The sequence below is a fragment of the Candidatus Saccharibacteria bacterium genome (genome assembly GCA_016699895.1).
In the GTDB taxonomy this organism is placed as follows: domain Bacteria; phylum Patescibacteriota; class Saccharimonadia; order Saccharimonadales; family Saccharimonadaceae.
Window position 1 is genome coordinate 121111 of sequence record CP064991.1, and the last position, 17219, is coordinate 138329.

Annotated in this window: 17 protein-coding genes and 2 tRNA genes; 3 read left to right on the plus strand and 16 right to left on the minus strand. The window is 47.8% G+C overall.

Annotation, left to right across the window (positions count from 1 at the left end):
• Positions 1-37 precede the first annotated feature (37 nt).
• Positions 38-2002 carry an alpha amylase C-terminal domain-containing protein gene (locus IPL44_00655; GenBank protein QQS17550.1) on the plus strand — a complete coding sequence of 655 codons (1965 nt, stop codon included), beginning with the start codon at positions 38-40 and terminating at the stop codon, positions 2000-2002.
• 171 nt (positions 2003-2173) lie between these two features.
• Here IPL44_00655 and IPL44_00660 read toward each other — a convergent pair.
• The 5 genes from IPL44_00660 to IPL44_00680 all read right to left on the minus strand — a co-directional run bounded on the left by IPL44_00660 (position 2174) and on the right by IPL44_00680 (position 4657).
• A tRNA-Asp gene (locus tag IPL44_00660) sits at positions 2174-2251 on the minus strand.
• Positions 2252-2302: 51 nt separating this feature from the next.
• Positions 2303-3388 (minus strand): SurA N-terminal domain-containing protein, encoded by a 1086-nt coding sequence (locus tag IPL44_00665; protein ID QQS17551.1) that lies wholly within the window; start codon positions 3386-3388, stop codon positions 2303-2305.
• Positions 3381-3899, minus strand: a complete 519-nt coding sequence (locus IPL44_00670; protein ID QQS17552.1) for a PH domain-containing protein — start codon at positions 3897-3899, stop codon at positions 3381-3383. Before IPL44_00670 ends, IPL44_00665 begins: the two co-directional genes overlap by 8 nt.
• A gap of 22 nt (positions 3900-3921) precedes the next feature.
• A tRNA-Arg gene (locus IPL44_00675) sits at positions 3922-3998 on the minus strand.
• Between the two features lie 26 nt (positions 3999-4024).
• The gene (locus IPL44_00680; GenBank protein ID QQS17789.1) at positions 4025-4657 is read right to left on the minus strand and encodes a nucleoside-diphosphate kinase; all 633 of its coding nucleotides are present in this window, start codon (positions 4655-4657) and stop codon (positions 4025-4027) included.
• A 153-nt stretch (positions 4658-4810) separates the two neighbouring features.
• Here IPL44_00680 and IPL44_00685 point away from each other — a divergent pair, with 153 nt between their 5' ends.
• The gene (locus tag IPL44_00685; GenBank protein ID QQS17553.1) at positions 4811-5779 is read left to right on the plus strand and encodes a tyrosine-type recombinase/integrase; all 969 of its coding nucleotides are present in this window, start codon (positions 4811-4813) and stop codon (positions 5777-5779) included.
• On the opposite strand, the gene IPL44_00690 is transcribed toward IPL44_00685, so the two are convergent.
• Genes IPL44_00690 through IPL44_00710 form a run of 5 tightly spaced genes read right to left on the minus strand, consistent with a single transcriptional unit; the run spans position 5776 to position 9895 of the window.
• Complete coding sequence (locus IPL44_00690; protein QQS17554.1) at positions 5776-7005, minus strand: hypothetical protein; 1230 nt, start codon at positions 7003-7005, stop codon at positions 5776-5778. The genes IPL44_00685 and IPL44_00690 overlap by 4 nt on opposite strands.
• On the minus strand, positions 7005-7667 hold the full coding sequence (locus IPL44_00695) for a type II secretion system protein (protein ID QQS17555.1): 663 nt from the start codon (positions 7665-7667) through the stop codon (positions 7005-7007). The genes IPL44_00690 and IPL44_00695 overlap by 1 nt, the downstream gene beginning before the upstream one ends.
• 1 nt (position 7668) lies before the next feature.
• Entirely contained in the window at positions 7669-8253 is a 585-nt protein-coding gene (locus IPL44_00700; protein QQS17556.1) for a prepilin-type N-terminal cleavage/methylation domain-containing protein, read from the minus strand.
• The gene (locus tag IPL44_00705) at positions 8250-9038 is read right to left on the minus strand and encodes a type II secretion system protein (GenBank protein QQS17557.1); all 789 of its coding nucleotides are present in this window, start codon (positions 9036-9038) and stop codon (positions 8250-8252) included. The genes IPL44_00700 and IPL44_00705 overlap by 4 nt, the downstream gene beginning before the upstream one ends.
• 26 nt (positions 9039-9064) lie before the next feature.
• Entirely contained in the window at positions 9065-9895 is an 831-nt protein-coding gene (locus IPL44_00710; GenBank protein QQS17558.1) for a prepilin peptidase, read from the minus strand.
• 55 nt (positions 9896-9950) lie between these two features.
• Here IPL44_00710 and IPL44_00715 point away from each other — a divergent pair, with 55 nt between their 5' ends.
• Positions 9951-11558, plus strand: a complete 1608-nt coding sequence (locus IPL44_00715) for a glycosyltransferase family 39 protein (protein ID QQS17559.1) — start codon at positions 9951-9953, stop codon at positions 11556-11558.
• 62 nt (positions 11559-11620) lie between these two features.
• On the opposite strand, the gene IPL44_00720 is transcribed toward IPL44_00715, so the two are convergent.
• From IPL44_00720 to IPL44_00745, 6 genes are all read right to left on the minus strand, one after another.
• Positions 11621-12034 carry a type II secretion system protein gene (locus tag IPL44_00720; GenBank protein ID QQS17560.1) on the minus strand — a complete coding sequence of 138 codons (414 nt, stop codon included), beginning with the start codon at positions 12032-12034 and terminating at the stop codon, positions 11621-11623.
• An 89-nt stretch (positions 12035-12123) separates the two neighbouring features.
• Positions 12124-13332: a type II secretion system F family protein gene (locus IPL44_00725; protein QQS17561.1), complete on the minus strand. Its 1209-nt coding sequence runs from the start codon at positions 13330-13332 to the stop codon at positions 12124-12126.
• Positions 13333-13342: 10 nt separating this feature from the next.
• The gene (locus IPL44_00730; protein QQS17562.1) at positions 13343-14407 is read right to left on the minus strand and encodes a type IV pilus twitching motility protein PilT; all 1065 of its coding nucleotides are present in this window, start codon (positions 14405-14407) and stop codon (positions 13343-13345) included.
• Positions 14408-14445: 38 nt separating this feature from the next.
• Positions 14446-16224, minus strand: a complete 1779-nt coding sequence (locus tag IPL44_00735; protein ID QQS17563.1) for a type II/IV secretion system protein — start codon at positions 16222-16224, stop codon at positions 14446-14448.
• On the minus strand, positions 16224-16475 hold the full coding sequence (locus tag IPL44_00740) for a hypothetical protein (GenBank protein ID QQS17564.1): 252 nt from the start codon (positions 16473-16475) through the stop codon (positions 16224-16226). Before IPL44_00740 ends, IPL44_00735 begins: the two co-directional genes overlap by 1 nt.
• Positions 16475-17218 (minus strand): hypothetical protein, encoded by a 744-nt coding sequence (locus tag IPL44_00745; GenBank protein QQS17565.1) that lies wholly within the window; start codon positions 17216-17218, stop codon positions 16475-16477. The genes IPL44_00740 and IPL44_00745 overlap by 1 nt, the downstream gene beginning before the upstream one ends.
• Between the last annotated feature and the right edge of the window lies 1 nt (position 17219).

The following is a 17219-nucleotide window of genomic DNA, read 5'->3' on the forward strand; positions in this document are numbered from 1 at the left end:
ATCCCGGGATAAGCACAAGCTGGTATACTAGAAGGATATGAAGCTGCCAACCATAGCCGATCAAGATCCGTGGCTAGAGCCCTACCGCGATACACTCGAGTATCAGCAGGCCTATCTGCGCCAAGCAGAGCGGCGACTGCTAGATGGATCGCCCCTCGAGTCGTTTGCACTCGGACATCTTTACTTCGGATTACACCGGAATAAACAGAGTTGGTTATTCCGCGAATGGGCACCTAATGCCGCTGCGATCTATCTGTTATGTGAGCACAATGACTGGCAAGATGACCTCGCCTACTCCCTAAAATTTGGCAAAAACGGAGTCTGGGAATTGCAACTACCAGTTGGCGCGCTTGCCCACGGAGATCACTATAAACTTCGCGTTTATTGGGACGGCGGTAGCAGTGAAAGGATTCCGTCTTATGCTACCTACGTCGTCCAAGATCCTACCACTAATCTGTTTGACGCCGTGGTGTGGCAGCCCGCTATACCCTACCATTGGCAACATCCGGCGCCGGCGCGACCCGAAACGCCACTCATCTACGAAGCCCACGTCGGCATGAGCAGCGAAAAACCCAAAGTTGCCAGTTATCAGTATTTTAGAGAGCATGTTTTACCTCGCATCAAACACGCCGGCTATAACACGGTACAATTGATGGCCATTCAGGAACATCCGTACTATGGCAGCTTTGGCTATCACGTATCGAGCTTTTTTGCCGCTAGTTCACGTTTTGGCACGCCAGATGATCTAAAACAGCTCATCGACACCGCTCACGGTATGGGCTTGTACGTCATTATGGACATCGTACAGTCACACGCGGTCAAGAACGAACTCGAAGGCCTCAGCCGTTTCGACGGAACTGTGACACAATACTTTCACAAAGGAGAACGCGGCAATCACGCAGCTTGGGATTCGCGCGTCTTTGACTACGGCAAACCTGAGGTAGCCCATTTCCTGCTTTCCAACGTGCGTTTTTGGCTCGATGAATATCGCTTTGACGGTTTTCGATTCGACGGCGTGACTAGCATGCTCTACCACGATCACGGTCTCGAGCGCGCCTTTGGCAGCTATGATGACTATGTCTCGGACAATATTGACCTCGACGCCCTGACCTACCTACGAATGGCCAACGAACTCGCTCATACTACTCACCCACAGGCAATCACGATTGCCGAAGATACGAGCGCTTTCCCCGGGTTGGCGGCCGCAGTCGATAGCGGTGGCATAGGTTTTGACTATCGTCTCAGCATGGGGGTGCCCGATCTCTGGATCAAAACCTTAAAGGAAAAACGTGACGAAGATTGGGATCTCGGTCAGCTATTCCATGAACTAATTGCGCACCGCGTCGAGGAACGTACGATCAGCTACAGCGAGAGCCACGATCAAGCGCTCGTCGGCGACAAAACCCTGCTATTTCGCCTGATCGGCAAAGATATGTACGACCACATGCAGATCAACGACGGCAATTTGAAAGTTGAACGTGGTATTGCCCTGCATAAAATAATTCGACTATTGACTGCCAGTACAAATGCTGGTGGCTACCTCAATTTTATGGGTAATGAGTTTGGACATCCCGAATGGATCGATTTCCCGCGCCAAGGCAACGACTGGTCATATCACTACGCCCGACGCCAGTGGAGTCTGGCTGACGATCCGACATTGAAATACCAATGGCTACAAAACTTTGATACGGCGCTACTAGATATTATCGAGTCTCTACCGCAAAAATCTGACTATAGTTATGTTGCTATAGACGAAAAACGGCGATTGCTGTCGTATGCTAGGGGTGGCTATCTGTTTGTCTTTAACCTCTCGCCTACCGCCTCATACACCGATCAGGCTATCCCGGCTCGTGACGGCGAGTATCATATCGTACTATCGAGCGATGATACAGATTACGGCGGACAAGATCGAGTTGATACAGAGATGACCTATACCGCGCATAATGAAAAAATTTTGCTCTACATTCCAAGTCGTACCGCGCTAGTGTTAAAACAAAGATAGAAGGACTTACGTCCGGATATCGGCGACAAGTCGCCTCCTCCGCTTGCTTGCCAGAAAAATACCCTGCGGGTGCTTTTCTGGCTGCGCTGCACTACGCCGAACCTCCGGCTCTAATCGCAGACGAAGTCTGCCCAAATTAAAAACCCTATCGCAAGGATAGGGATTTTAATTTGGCGGGCCCGACCGGATTCGAACCGGCGATCTCCTCCGTGACAGGGAGGCGTGATAGACCAGCTTCACTACGAGCCCAACTAGTGGTAGATTATAGCAAACAACGCGAGTTGACGCAAGTCATACGAGCTAAATATTCAACTCTTCGGATGCAGGAATGCTGATATATTCTTTGACCTTGTTAGATTTTACGAGAGATGTAAAATCATTGTCGAACTTTGTTAGACTAACTTTGATGAGCAGGAAATCTACTTTGGTATCAGTTTTGGAATCCAATTTCACCATATAATAGGCATCGACGCCTTCGATGATCCCTGAAATTTGACCAGGCTCTAATTTGCGCGCCATCGAAATATACGAGTTACTGTCGAGGTCATCGACGCTAGCGCTCATGCCACCGCCATTTTCCCGCGTGGCTTCATCATCACTCATTTCCTGGGCCACAGTAGCAAAATCGTCGCCGTTATCAAGACGTTGTTTGACCTTGTTGATCTTGTCTTTGGCCGTAGTATCAATCGCAAAGGAAACTTTTTTCTCTAGGAGGCGATCGGCTAGCACTGCCTTGTATTCATCAATTGTCCAGCCAAAATACTGTTTTAAAACATTGCTCTCGTAATCATTTTGACTCATTGTCGCACCATTTTTGTTGGCTTTCAAACTATCGTTCAGAGCCGCGTCAATCTCTTGGTTAGAAACCGCAATATTCTTGGTCCGCGCCAACTGCCTGGCATAGGCTATCTTTTCAACGTTATTGAGCTCTTTGCGTTTGTGATGTTCGAGCTCGCTCTTGCCATCGTCGCTCGTCATATCAACTTTGCTCTGGTTCTGCATGTAAAATATATCTGACCGAACATATCGCAGGTAATCTTGGTAGGAAACATTCTCACCATCGACATTAGCAACTGGCACCGGCAGGACCTTGGTCATACTATAGAAGAAATCACTGGTGGCTTGGTTGCGATACAGCATCACCCATGACCAAACTGAAAAAATAGCCAGCGCCATGATCGAAACGATAATCGCATTGATCAAGATTTTGTGTTTAGAATACTGCACCGGATATTTAAACTTGCGTCCGCCAGCCAAAATCTGCTCGCGATGCTCGGCGATCGTTTCGTTCGTAATCTTGGTCGGCGGCGTTTTGCCGCCCTTTTTAAAAGATTTCGGAATCTTGCCCGCGATCTTGTCAGTTAGTGTGTGCTTGGCGTCAGCCATTTTCCTCCTCAATATCAGTTCGTTTACCGCCACCCGCTTTGTGAATTGCGTCGGACAGTTGATCGTAAATTTTCTCACACTCGGGTACTTTATTGATGACCATATCACCCACCATAGTCTGTAGAACGATGGTTCCAAAGTTGAAAATTTCGCCTGTGAAACCTGGAATATTATAGCTAATATTCTGGACTTTCTCAAGTCCTAGATCGATCACCGAGTGCCCAAACAGGCTGTTTTGCGTTAATTGCCTGATGCGCTGATCGGTGACGATATACACCGAAAAATACCAGCCCATCCAATGATACGCGAATATGAAAAGCCCCAGACCAAAGCCGATGACCGGCCCCCAGAGTAGATAGACGTTGCTTTGCCAGATAAAGAACGGGATCGCACCGAGACAAAACGGAATCAACAGTCCATAAAAACCTTTGCGCATCGCAATAATATGTCGACGAAACACAAAAAGTAGTTCCTCGTCCGGGAATTGCCCTTCAAATTCCAACTTTGCCATAAGTGCTATTATATCAGAAAAATGGTATCCCGCGTAGGAGTCGAACCTACAACCTTTTCCTTAGGACGGAACTGCTCTATCCAATTGAGCTAGCGGGACGCCTTACCATTGTATCACTATCTACTCTAGTAGTGCTTGCAGTACATGATTTCTTCGCTGCCGAGCGAGTAGTCGCAAATCGTTTCACCGTTAAACCAGAGTTTGATTTCATGTTCAGCCTCTTCTGGGTTTTCACTAGCGTGGAATAAGTTATGGATCGAGCGACCTTCAACATTAGCTACCACTGGGCTATCAACGCTGAAATCGCCGCGAATCGTGCCCATTTCGGCCTTGAATGGCAAGGTCGGACCAGCTAGTTTTCGCACCATGTCAATGGCTTGGAGGCCTTCGACCACCATAGCAACGACTGGACCAGATTGCATATATTGGATCAAACCCTTCAACGCATTCTCGCCTAGTTCTTTTTCGTCATCGGTGCCGTATACTTCTTTGGCAGTCAGCGGTAACCCATCGAGACCACTTTTAGCTTTGCCGCCTAGACGGGTGATCCATTTTTCATCACTAGTTGGATAATGTTTCACGACTAGTTCCTCGCTAGGTGTCAGCATCTTCATGGCAACAACTTTGAGACCCGCCTTTTCGATACGATGCACAATTTCACCAATCAAACCGCGCATGACGCCGTCTGGCTTGATCATACAAAACGTTCGTTGGTGTTTGATTTCAAAAATAGTTTTATTCAATTTCGCGTCGTACATCTTGGCTGTGTCTTGGGCCATTTACATCCTTTCATTTAAGATACACCTATTGTATCAGAGACGAGCACTTCGTGAAACCCTCATCATTTTAGGTCGCAAAACGTTATTTTGTGTAAATTGCGCGACATAGCCTAGAATGGTACAATAGAGCTTATGGATATCTCGGAAGCCCCTTTCTTGTCAGACCTAACCATGGATTTTATTGAATATGTCGAAGTCGAGCGTGGTCGGGCCAAGCGCACTGCTGAAAATTATTATCTGTACATGCAACGGCTGCAAGAGTTTGCCGGTGATATCACGGTAGATAGAATCAATTCCGAGCTAATTCGTAAATATCGACTATGGTTAAATCGCTATGTCGATGAGCAAGGTCGCGAACTCAGTCGCATCACCCAAAATTACCACCTGATTGCCCTGCGCAGTTTCCTAAAATATTGTGCGATCAGAGATATCGAAACACTCGATGCGGCCAAAATTGACCTGCCAAAAGTTGTCAAGAAACAGGTGTCATTTCTATCATTCGAAGAAGTTTCTCGCCTGTTCGCTGCGGTCGACACCAACGCTAAAACTGGTCTGCGTGATAAAGCTATATTGGAGCTACTATTTAGCGGCGGTCTCCGCGTCAGCGAGCTGTGCAATCTCAATCGTGATCACATCAACCTCAAGCGACGCGAATTCACCGTTCGCGGCAAAGGCCAAAAAGACCGCCCGATCTTTATTAGTCCAGCCGCCGCCGAGGCTTTGAGCGAGTATCTCGATTCTCGTACCGACACAGCTATTCCCCTGTTTATCAATGAATCGAGAAATATCGTAGAAGACGCTCATGCCAAAAATGGCGAGAATCGTCGCCTCAAGCCGCGCTCGGTCCAGCGAATAGTGAGTTCCTACGCTCGCCTAGCTGGCATTACGAAAAAGGTTTCGCCCCACACTCTCCGACATAGTTTTGCTACCGATTTGCTCATGAATGGTGCCGATATCCGATCAGTCCAGTCACTACTAGGCCATAGCAATATAGCAACAACCCAGATCTACACACATATAACCGATCCTCATCTACGTGAGATTCACGCCAAATTTCATCGCGACCCAAATACTGTGCCGGATGATAAACCTAGCAATTAATATGTACAGTTATCTGTGCCAGTGTCGCTATCAACAGTCATATTTTTACAAATAGCATTGCCTGACTGCAGAGCATATTCCGGCCACCAACTGTAATCATCGTTACTAGACCTAGCTTCAACTCGGCTAGATAGGCGTCGATAAGCATCGATAGCGCGTCCAGTCACGTCAATCGATGGCTGAACGCCGTTTAGATACAGCGTTTCGCCACTAGGGCCAACAGCTGAAACCTGGATATCAGCATCGTTATAAATAGCCTGGATTCGCAGGTAATAGTTGTTGCTAGATAGGCTCAAACTACCCGGTGTCGTATTGTTCAGCGTAAAGTCGAGCGAGCAAGCATAGGCATTGGTCGACGAACAATTCACATACATAATAGGGTTGACGGTCGAGCCATTAGGCTCGGTATTTTGTGCCCAATAATTCATGTTATAGGCATTATACCCAGTCCGCACCGTGGCGATACTACTACCGCCCGAGGTACTGCTCGTTACAGGACGCAAGGTCACAGCCCGAGCACTATTTGTGATAGTGTCTAGAGTGAATGTACCGCTCGATGGCACAGTGATTAGCTCAACGCGAAGGACCGCCGGGAAGTTACCAATCGCCTTCCAAACCGGTGATGTTGGCAAGTTTGTTGCTGTATTAGTACCTGTCATCGTGCCATTACCTGAGGTGCTGTTGCTATGCCACTTGACCGTAAAGTAAGCTGCTGAGGTTGCGGCAGTAGATGTGCCGGTACTGGTGTTGTAGGTCGAAAGCTTGAGGGGTACTATGATCGATTTGCCATCTGCGGTTGCCGTATTTTCATAGGTAGCTGTGAGGTAATTAATTATCATGCAGGTATAATATTGCTTGTTAGTTGCATCGACTACAGCCTGCTTTGCCCCTGCTTCATCAGTTGCTGTCGTGATGCTGAGAGCTGCTGGCAACGCACTGTTGATGATAGCCGTACAGTCAGTCGTAGTTGGGTTGTAGATAGAGGCACATCCCGAGGCTGATGGATTAGCCATACAATAGCCTATGACGCGCTTGGCGTCTTCCACCCCAGCTTCCGCTGCTGATAGTGCGCTAGCCGACAATTCGTTGTTAGTAGTTTGACGCTGTTCAGACACTACGGCTTGCACAAAACTCACCGTTACAACTGAAAACAGTATCATAAAGAACATTACGGAGATAATAGCGACTTGGCCGCTCTCTCTGTCCGACCTAGCAATCCTATTCACTACTGACCTCCCCTCATATAGATCGTATTATCAAATGTCGCAAACGCACAATATGGGTTACTGGTGGTGCCGCCACCACTACCAAGACAGGTCCAGTTGCTGCCACTGAGAACTGGTTTGTTATTGCCCGATGTAGATAATATTGCCACAATTTTTACGAAGCTCGGTGACTTCGAAACGGTAAAGCTGAGTACGCTGACGCTAGGTCCAGCTAGGACCGACACTTTGGAATCAGCTATATTTGGCTTGAGACTGGTATTGCTGCAATAGGCCGATACCGAATCCTTGACCCGAACAACACCTAGCGCGTTGGTCGAATCACCAAATGAATTGGTTGTGCCACCGTTTACGTTCCACAGATAAGACATATCTCCCGTGCAGAGTCGATTACTAGCCGACAGATACGTAACGGTGCTAGGTTGGGCAAAGCGAATCGAGCTATTGATATCGTCACTTAGCTGTCGCCCAGTCTGATTAATTTGGGTCATGGCTAGACCTTTGTTATAAATATTCATAATTTGTAACAAAACGACCACCACAAATACCATAATAAAGGCTAGGAATGACATAGCGAGCGTCAGTTCCACTAGGGTAAAGCCCTTTTCACGCTGTTTCTCCATAGCAACTATTGTACCATTAGCACGTTCTGATTTAAATCTCATATTAGTTTGGATCATATAACCTCACAATTGTGGCACTCCTGGAGTCAGCGCTATTCGCCAGTCTCGTCCAACAAGCTCTAATATAGAAATCGATATACGGAATCGTGCTAGTGCCACCGGTAGACCTGACCGCATCAATCCAAATACCTGTGCCGACCACGGCTTTGCCGGTGGTATTTTTAGCGCTAGCGTTCGAATTAATAGCTGTCAGGGTGACAGTATCAAGCGAGGTATCGCTGCGACTGAGATAAAAACTGGTACTACTATTGTACTTACAGGCATCACTGATGGTAGCTGTGCTCGTTACGGCTCTAGCCTTTATAGCGGTCCAGACAGCAGAACTCGAATCTTTGGCGCTATCTCTCACGTAATTAAGAAGCTCTGCCTGAGAATTGATACTGGTACGCACCGCTGTTCGCTCCAGTGTGTCCATCATTTGCAAGGTGGACTTGTTCATAATTGTCATCGTACCAACCACTGCCACACCGAGGACTGCGATAGCCAACATGACTTCGACGAGTGTGTCACCCCGCTCTAGCCCATGCCGAGCTTCACTTCTTGCCAAGAGTGATTTCATATATTTCATTTTGAACACTGCTCCTTTAGACTTATTAATTCGCTAGATCCAGTTGCAAATCCAGCACTCGGCGTAACCGGGATAACTGTTTTTACTACATTAGAACTAGCTCCAGGGTTGATACAGATTGCCCCGCCCGGCGTGCCGGCGCCATTATTTTTGACAACTAGAGCCAAAATATTCGTACGGTCAACCGTCCCTATGCCGCTACTGGTTAAATCAGTGTTCGAAGCATACACTAAAATATCACTACTGATTGGGCTGCGGAGAATTACTATCGAGGCCTTGCCTGTACTAGCCACCGAAGACCCACTCGTCGTGCTATAGATGATGACGGCCTTACTCAGCGTACCGCCCCATTGAATCTGGTCAGTTTGCTGAGCGATCGTAGTGACTACCGGGCTAGCCATCGTAACGGCGGTATCATTATCGACATCCGACGTATAGCTCACCGCGGTACCTCTAACATAGCTGATGGTTACGGCGGCGCTATTATAATCAAAGGTTATGATCTTGCCGAGCAATAGGCAGTTAGACGCACCCGATGATGTCGTAGCCGTGCCAGTGCCGCACACATTAGCCGCCACCGCAGAGTTCCGCGAATTGATGCCCGACCTAACCTCTTCGTACTGTGATCTGACTAGTTGTTCTAGCGTCCTCATTGAATTACTAAACCTTGATCGATCAACCATCACGTTAATACCGGTCAAGAGGGCTGCGAACAGCAGTGCCGATATCGCTATGAATAGAGATACTTCTATGATAGTGAATCCCTTTTGTCCGCCCTGTTTCATAATTATCTCTCATTATAGCACAAGCTCTATAATAGCAAAAGATTTTCAGTTAAAAATGTAATAATATTTTGCTGAAATAGGAATACTATATATGTCGCTACGATGAGGAATGGTCCGAACGCCATTTGGCTATTCATTTTCATCTTGCCCGATACTAACATAGGTAAACTAACTAATGAACCTAGGACGTTGGCGATAACTAGTACGAGTAACGCCCCCTGCCAGCCAAATAGTAATCCGACTACAACACCAAATTTCACATCGCCGAAGCCGATCAACCGTCCGCCACTACATACATAGATTAACCCGTAAACTCCAGCTACTGGTAGCATACCGAGAGCCGTTGTTAAAATATAGTTTAACAGAGAAATGTCTTGAATAAATATATTGTTCAAAATAGAAAATACTGCTGTTACAGCCATTAACAGGAACATGATTCGATTGGGCAAGGTCCGCCAACGATAATCGTATATTAGGAGCGCTATCATCATAACCGCCATAACGAGCCATACTATAAACAGCGCTACTTGCCAGCCATCAACCATACCTTGTTCAACGTAGACCTGTCCTAACGGCCAATAAATGAAACTGATGATGAAAACGGCGGCCATAGCCAGTTCGAGCCATAACGTTAGAGTGCCGATCTTTTTGTGGCAGTATCGACAACGCCCGCGCAACAAGAGCCAGCTAAAAATTGGTATTAGATCAAAGGCTGACAATACGTGATGGCAGTGTTCGCACTCGCTCCTACCTCGAACAAAGTCCATCTCGTGACGCATCCGCCACGTCATCGCACCGACAAATGAACCCATAGCGGCTCCGACTAGTCCTAGAAAAATTATAGCTGCGTCATACATTGCCTACTACTATAGCATAAGTGTATTTGTTTTCCGTTTATGCTACACTATATGAGTGAATTTCAGAGAGAAACTGTCGTTCAAAATACTGCCGATCAGCTTGGCCTTCTTCTTCTGCATGATGCTATTTGGTACGATATTTAAACCAGGCATTCGTGACGGCTGGATACCACTCCACATCTCTACTATTTGTGCCATTATACTATACGCCCTACTGGTCATATTCATATGGAATGTAGCTATCAAGTGGATCCGTCGTCATACGTTCAACCGGAAGCTAGAGAAACGCTTTCTAATAGGGTTTTTTTCGCTGTTAATTATCGTTCAGGGGCTATTTCTATCACAAATGAGCTTGCCGATGGAGCCGCAGTGTATTACGGCGCCGACGGTCCGCTTGTGCGCCTGGGATTTTAACACCATCGCAGGAGGAGCAGCAAAAACGGTCAAGGCTGGATCTGTCGACGCTAGCATTATCGACTATCTGCATCGACATCAAAATAACATTCCCTCGTTCTATCTATTAAAGACCGTTTTTAGCGCCAGCGCGGCCATCGGTATTACTAATTTTCAACTGATAGGGACAATCCTAAACGTAATTGCTATCAATATCAGTCTATTACTCATCTATCTAACTGCTAAACGACTATTTGGTGTTAAAAAGGCAGTATTTGCACTAGTTGTCAGTATTTCTATCCTGCCACTGGTATTCCTTTACGCGCCGATCTTTTACACTGACACTTTGTCGCTACCTTTCCCTATCGCCTTAATATATTTGTACGCAGTTTATCGAGATCACAAAGACAAACGAAAAGCTTTCTGGCTGATACCGTCAATTGCCTTAGTGGCGGTCGTTGGTTCCATGATCAAATTCAGCGTCATGATCGTTCTAATTGCCATCGTGATTGATATGCTAGTTCATACTAGCAAAGTGAACCTGAAACGAACTGCTATGTCCCTATTGGCTATAATTGCCATAGTAACGTCACTCCTGCTGGCCTATGGCAAATTGGCCAACATGTACGTCCACGACAGAGCCGATCCGCACTCTATCACCACCCCGTGGACGCACTATCTGATGATGGGGCTAGGTGGCAACGGTCAATATAGCGTCAATGACGACGTTCATACCTCGAAACATACTACCAAGCAAGCTGCTATCGACTACAATATAGACGAGATTAAAAAGCGCCTAAAAGACCTCGGCTGGCTATATCCCTATTTCCTTTACAACAAAGCTCTCGGCACCTGGACCGAAGGTACCTACGAATCCCTCTATCGTCTCGGTAATATGAATATTAAATCACCAGAATATAACCCGACAGCATTACAAAAGGTCGTCGTTTCTAGAGACGAAACAAAACCCTTCCTACCGCAAAATCTCATGAATGCCGTCCATGCCCTATTGATCCTAGCTATTGTCGTCGGTAGTATCAAACTCTACGCTAGACCAGACAAAAATCGGCTACGACTCGTGATACAGCTGGCAATTTTAGGCCTCGTGATATTCCTCCTAATCTGGGAAACAAATCCACGCTACGTCGTAAACTTCCTGCCGATTCTCGTCCTACTAGCAGCACCAGAACTCTATTCTCTAGCTCCCACGATCATAACCAGCCTCAAAAAGCGTTACCTAGCCGCCAGAATGAAAGTATTGAAATACTAATTACTATCATAAAAACCCCCGCTCGCGGCGGGGGTTTGATTTCATGGTAACGAGTCAGTCTATTAGACTGCTTTACAGTAGGTGCCACCAGATTCAAGGTTGATTCGGACAGCTGCATTGCGTGCCGTTCCCGAAGCAGTAGCACAAGTTTGACCAGTCGTAATGTACATAGTGCTGGTGCTCTGACCTGTAGACACAGTCGTAATAGTCACCGTATCAGTTTGCGCTAGGCTGGCGTTGCCACCGTAATAGCTAGAAAATGCCGCTATGGCCGTTGGCAAGGCATTATTATCTGCCAAGTACGACTGCAAAGCTGCGACTACGTTACCAACCTCCTGTCGACGTGCATTGTCGCGCTGACTCTTTTGCAAAGCCGGCAGTGCCAAGAACACTGTCAAGAAGATCAGGCCAGCGATCGCTAGCACCAATACGACTTCGATGATGGTAAAACCTTTATCTTTGTTAGACCTTAACATATATAACCCAACCCTTTCTATTAATTGCGTTTGCTAACACTTATAATTATACGCCTCTGCCAAAAAAACGCAAGCATTTTCGCGAAATATTACGACGCAGTATTTGCCAGACCATAGATCGGCATCAGGATCGCGCCAACGAGCAAGCCTGCCATACCAGCCATACACACCATCAGGATCGGCTCAATCGCCGTCGAGATGCCTTTGATCGCCGTATCAACCTCTTTTTCATAGAAATCCGCTACTTTCCCGACCATGGTATCGATGTTACCTGATTGCTCACCAATCTTTATCATCTGGGGCACAAATTCCATAATATATGGCTCCCCTGTCAGAGATACGCTGAGCGCCTTACCATTTTTCACTTTGCCCTGACCACGCATGATTTCCTCCTGGACAATTACGTTGTTCACAGAATCAGCACCGATCTTTAGCGCTTCTAGCATCGGCACACCAGACTGCAGTAGCGTCTGGAGCGTACGCGAAAAACGCGCCATATAGAGTTTTCGAAACAGACCAGAAAAGATCGGCACATTCAGTTTGAAGGTATCGATCGCACGGCGGCCAGGCTCGGTCTTGATCCACCGCAGGAAAAAGAACACACCCAGGGCAAAAATACCAATAACCACCCACCAAAAATTAGTAATGAAATTCGCCGCCTGCACCAGAATCATCGTAATAAACGGTAATTCGTGGCCCATATCATGATAGAGTTTTTCAACCTGTGGCACCACGGTTAGGAGCATAAAGGCAATCACACCGAGAATCTCTACCAAAACGATGGCTGGATAGACCATAGCGCCTTTAACCTTGCTCATCATATCAGAGTCATGCTCCTGCTGATCGGCTAGTCGCTCGAGCGATTTGTCGAGAGTGCCCGATGCCTCACCAGCTCGGACGAGCGCGATAAAAATCTGATCAAAGATCTTTGGATATTTGACGAAGGAGTCTGCAAGCGATGAGCCGCCATTAACATCGCCGATCACCTGACCAACGACGTTCTTGAGCGTTTTGTTAGCTGTTTGCTCCTCGATAGTGGTGAGAGACTGTACCAGCGGTAAACCAGCATTTACCAGCGTCGATAGCTGACGCGAGAAAATAACCTTTTCCTTGGTAGGGACACGCGAATTCAGAGAGGCAAAGAAACCTTTCTTTTCAGTTTCAACCTCCATATTGAGAGGAACGATGTTTTGCGCCATCAAAAGTTTAGCGGCTTCGGCCTCTGTCTCGGCCTGAACCGTACTCTTGATGATCTTGTTAGCAGCCGTATCGCGTGCCGTATAGCTAAATGTTAGCATCTATGATTCCCTATCCTTTCATCATCCTATCAAATTCTGCGAGATCGACGGCAAAGTTCTTGGCCTCTTCGTACGTAATCTGTCCGCCTTGCACCATTTGAACCAGCGTACGATCCATCGACTGCATACCTTCGGCAGCGCCAGTTTGAATCACTGAGTCTAACTGATGCGTTTTGCCTTCGCGGATAATATTGCGAACAGCACTGTTAGCCAGCAGCACCTCAGCCGCCGCCAGTCGTCCACCGCCGATGGCCGGCACGAGGCGCTGGGCACAAATTGCCTGTAAAATGTTTGCGAGCTGAATTTTAATCTGAGGCTGCTGGTGTGGCGGAAAGACGTTCACCATACGATCGATCGACTGAGCAGCACTGTTGGTGTGCAGGGTCGCAAACACCAAGTGTCCCGTCTCGGCGATGGTAATGGCGGCTGAAATCGTCTCGAGGTCGCGCATCTCACCAATCAAGACGACGTCTGGGTCTTCGCGCAGCGCCGAACGCAGTGCCGCGTTAAACGAATACGTATCATAGTGAACTTCACGCTGGACCACCACTGATCGTTTTGACTTGTGGGTAAACTCGATCGGATCTTCAATCGTGATGATGTGATGAGCTTTTTCGTCGTTGATCTTGTCAACCAGTGCCGCTAGGGTTGTCGACTTACCCGAACCAGTTGGTCCAGTAACGAGCACCAAACCACGTGGAAAGTCAGCAAACTTCTCGATAACTCGTGGCAATCCTAGCTCAGCAATCGTCGGAATTTCATTTGGAATCAAACGCAGCGCCGCCGCTAGATTACCGCGTTCATGAAAAGCGTTAACGCGGAAACGACCCAGGTCGCCAAAAGCAAAGGAAAAGTCAAACTCTTTGTCTTTCATCAAGATCTGTTGTTGGTCTTGATCTAAAATAGAGAAAATGAGCTTTTCCACCGCCTCGATACTGAGAACCGGAGTGTTATTGATCGGCGCCAAGGATCCATCGACACGTAGAATCGGCGGCAAACCGACCTGCAGGTGCAAGTCACTCGCGCGTTGATTGATGACTTCTTGTAGTAATATCTCGATTCTAACGTTTTCCATTGACCCTCCCGTTTCTTGTCATTATTATAGCACAACCATTACGCAATATTAGCGGCTATGCGATTTACTTCCTCGAGCGTTGTCTGCCCTGCTAGCGCCTTGAGATAGCCATCGACATGCATCGGTATCATTCCCTGGGCAATGGCCACTTTCTGAATCTGACCCGATGTGGCATGTTTCAAGATCAGCTCCTGGATTTCATCGGTAATCTCCATCACCTCATAGAGACCCATGCGACCTTTGTAGCCGTTAGGTGCTAGTGGTGATGATTTTCCTCTGGTCAAGGTGTATGACTGGGCATCAGCGAGCGGCAAATCCCCATAGCCTAGATCTTCCGAGACACTCGCTACCTCCTCAGGCGTTTTTGGCAACAGATAGCCAGCCACGCTGTGGACCGAGTTGGTCTCTACCGCATCAGATTGATACGTTTCGGCATCTTTGGCAATACGACGCACTAGTCGCTGACCAATCACTGTGTTGACCGTCGAGGCGATCAGGAATGGCTCAATACCCATGTCGAGCAGACGCGGCAAGATACCAGCCGCCGAGTTGGTGTGCAGCGTTGAAAACACCAGGTGCCCGGTGAGCGCCGCCTGCACCGCCAGGTTAGCAGTTTCACTATCGCGAATCTCACCAACCAGCACAACATCTGGATCCTGACGCAGAATCGAGCGTAGCCCGGAGGCAAAGGTCAAACCCACCGCTGGGTTCACCTGGATCTGATTAACACCAGACATTTTGTATTCGACCGGATCTTCTAGCGTCACAATGTTGATTTCCTCGCTAAAGATCTCCTGAACCAGTGCATAGAGCGAGGTTGACTTGCCAGAACCAGTTGGGCCAGAGGTCAATACCATACCGTTTGGCTTTTTGATACCTTTCCTGATCAAACGCAAGGCGCGGCCGGTATAGCCCATTTCCTCTAGCTTGAATGACGATCCAGACTTGTCGAGCAAACGAATAACTACCTGCTCACCCCAGACCACGGGCGAGATAGCGATACGCAGGTCGACTTCTTTGTTCCCCACCATGATCGTAAACTGACCGTCCTGTGGTTTGCGGTGTTCGTCAATCTTTAGGTTCGACAAAATCTTGATACGCGAAATTAGTGCTGATTCTACTGATTTTGGCAGATCCATCACGCGGCGCAAGACACCGTCGATGCGACATCTAATCGTTAATCGTTCCTCGAGTGGCTCGATGTGAACATCAGAAGCACGGGCGCGCTGGGCATATTCTAGAAGCTGCGTCAGAATCTTGCTGATCGGTGAATCTTGGACGAGAACTTTGACGTCTTTGGTCTCGACTGATTTGACGGCTTCACTACCTGATCCAGACAACACCGAATCGACGCTGTCCATGTCAATGTGATACTGGGAAATAACGTTGTTGATGCCCGATTCGCTAGCAATGTAGACCTTGATCGGACGCTCAATCGCTCGCGACAAGAAATCAACCGCTTGAATATTGGTAGCATCGAGCATAGCGACAGCCAGCCGCTGCGCCCCGCCGTCGCTGGTTTCACCGAGCGGCACCGCCATAAAACGCCTCGCCACTTCCATCGGCAGCAAAGCTAGCACTTTGGCATCGATCACGGCCTTTGACAGATTGACATACGGCGTGCCAGAAATTTTGGCGATTGCCTCTGTTAATTGTTCCTCGTTGATGACGCCACGATCGATGGCATACGCAAAAACTGGCCGACCGGCTTGTTTTGCTCCGTCCTTGATCGTATCTAGTTGCTCTGGCGTCAGTGCGCCCACCTCAACCAAGCGATCCTCAACCTTACGCTGGGTATCCTCAGTCAAAACAGCCATTAGTTACTCCCGAGCGTAAATGGTTCTTCGCCGCCCTGATTGCCAATAGTAACTTTGACCGTTGGGTTAATCGCATCGGCACTAAACGTCTTTGGATCTGGTTTTTCGTAATCACTCGAGATCGCCTCTGCCGTTTCTACGGCCTCCGGGTTGTCTCCTGGCGACGGCAAGAGAGCTCCGACAATGAAATAGCTCGCTACGCCCACCAGGGCGACTATTAGAATAACCATAGCCCAATCAGTCTTTTTCATTATTTGCTCCCTTCGCTAGTGGAATCGGTACCATCGCTAGCAGTTACACCGTCAGGCAAAATAGTCTCTTGGCCCACCGCATAATGAACACGTGGCACGTAGTACGTCGTTGCCGAGATAGTAGCGGTGAGATTATCAACTGTACCATCGATGTTGAGATTCTGGATGATAATTGGTCGAATCGTCTTTTCAATATTAACGAGCGCCGCTTTGATCGCGTCATAAGATCCAGTGATCTTGAATCTAAAGGTGATGGCCTTCGCCTCTGGTCGTATGCTAGAGGTTGATTTCGTCGTATCAGTGGCGCCACTTGTGGCACTAGTGTCGACTGCAGCATATTCAAAACTCTCGAGCGACACGCCAGAGCCAGCTAAAACTTTTTCCTGGATCGACGATCCGAGAGCTGTCGCATCATCTTCGGTCGGGAGGGCATCGATCACCACGTTGAACGCCGTGTCGTCAGTATCAGCACGCAGTGCCAGCAAATTCTGATCTGTCTGCAAAGTGTTGATGTTCTTTGTCAGAGTCGAAATAGCGTCTAGGCTCGTTTTGAGCGTTTCACTCGTTTCGCTCTTTTTTGAGATGATCTTTGCCTGATATTTGATCTGACCAAACAAATTGATAGCTAGCATCGCGCAAATCGTCACCGCAGCAGCAGCACCTGCTACCCAAAACATCATTTGTTTGTTAGTCTGGTCAATTTTTTGGCGTTTTCTAACACCGGTCAGTGTCTTGTTTTCCATG

What these genes read in the sequence shown, in the direction of transcription:
- IPL44_00680 (QQS17789.1), bottom strand. Translation starts at nt 4,657, where the DNA reads ATGTACGACGCGAAATTGAATAAAACTATTTTTGAAATCAAACACCAA.
- IPL44_00665 (QQS17551.1), bottom strand. Translation starts at nt 3,388, where the DNA reads ATGGCTGACGCCAAGCACACACTAACTGACAAGATCGCGGGCAAGATT.
- IPL44_00655 (QQS17550.1), top strand. Translation starts at nt 38, where the DNA reads ATGAAGCTGCCAACCATAGCCGATCAAGATCCGTGGCTAGAGCCCTAC.
- IPL44_00705 (QQS17557.1), bottom strand. Translation starts at nt 9,038, where the DNA reads ATGAAACAGGGCGGACAAAAGGGATTCACTATCATAGAAGTATCTCTA.
- IPL44_00745 (QQS17565.1), bottom strand. Translation starts at nt 17,218, where the DNA reads ATGGAAAACAAGACACTGACCGGTGTTAGAAAACGCCAAAAAATTGAC.
- IPL44_00735 (QQS17563.1), bottom strand. Translation starts at nt 16,224, where the DNA reads ATGGCTGTTTTGACTGAGGATACCCAGCGTAAGGTTGAGGATCGCTTG.
- IPL44_00670 (QQS17552.1), bottom strand. Translation starts at nt 3,899, where the DNA reads ATGGCAAAGTTGGAATTTGAAGGGCAATTCCCGGACGAGGAACTACTT.
- IPL44_00720 (QQS17560.1), bottom strand. Translation starts at nt 12,034, where the DNA reads ATGTTAAGGTCTAACAAAGATAAAGGTTTTACCATCATCGAAGTCGTA.
- IPL44_00740 (QQS17564.1), bottom strand. Translation starts at nt 16,475, where the DNA reads ATGAAAAAGACTGATTGGGCTATGGTTATTCTAATAGTCGCCCTGGTG.
- IPL44_00695 (QQS17555.1), bottom strand. Translation starts at nt 7,667, where the DNA reads ATGAGATTTAAATCAGAACGTGCTAATGGTACAATAGTTGCTATGGAG.
- IPL44_00730 (QQS17562.1), bottom strand. Translation starts at nt 14,407, where the DNA reads ATGGAAAACGTTAGAATCGAGATATTACTACAAGAAGTCATCAATCAA.
- IPL44_00710 (QQS17558.1), bottom strand. Translation starts at nt 9,895, where the DNA reads ATGTATGACGCAGCTATAATTTTTCTAGGACTAGTCGGAGCCGCTATG.
- IPL44_00700 (QQS17556.1), bottom strand. Translation starts at nt 8,253, where the DNA reads ATGAAATATATGAAATCACTCTTGGCAAGAAGTGAAGCTCGGCATGGG.
- IPL44_00725 (QQS17561.1), bottom strand. Translation starts at nt 13,332, where the DNA reads ATGCTAACATTTAGCTATACGGCACGCGATACGGCTGCTAACAAGATC.
- IPL44_00685 (QQS17553.1), top strand. Translation starts at nt 4,811, where the DNA reads ATGGATATCTCGGAAGCCCCTTTCTTGTCAGACCTAACCATGGATTTT.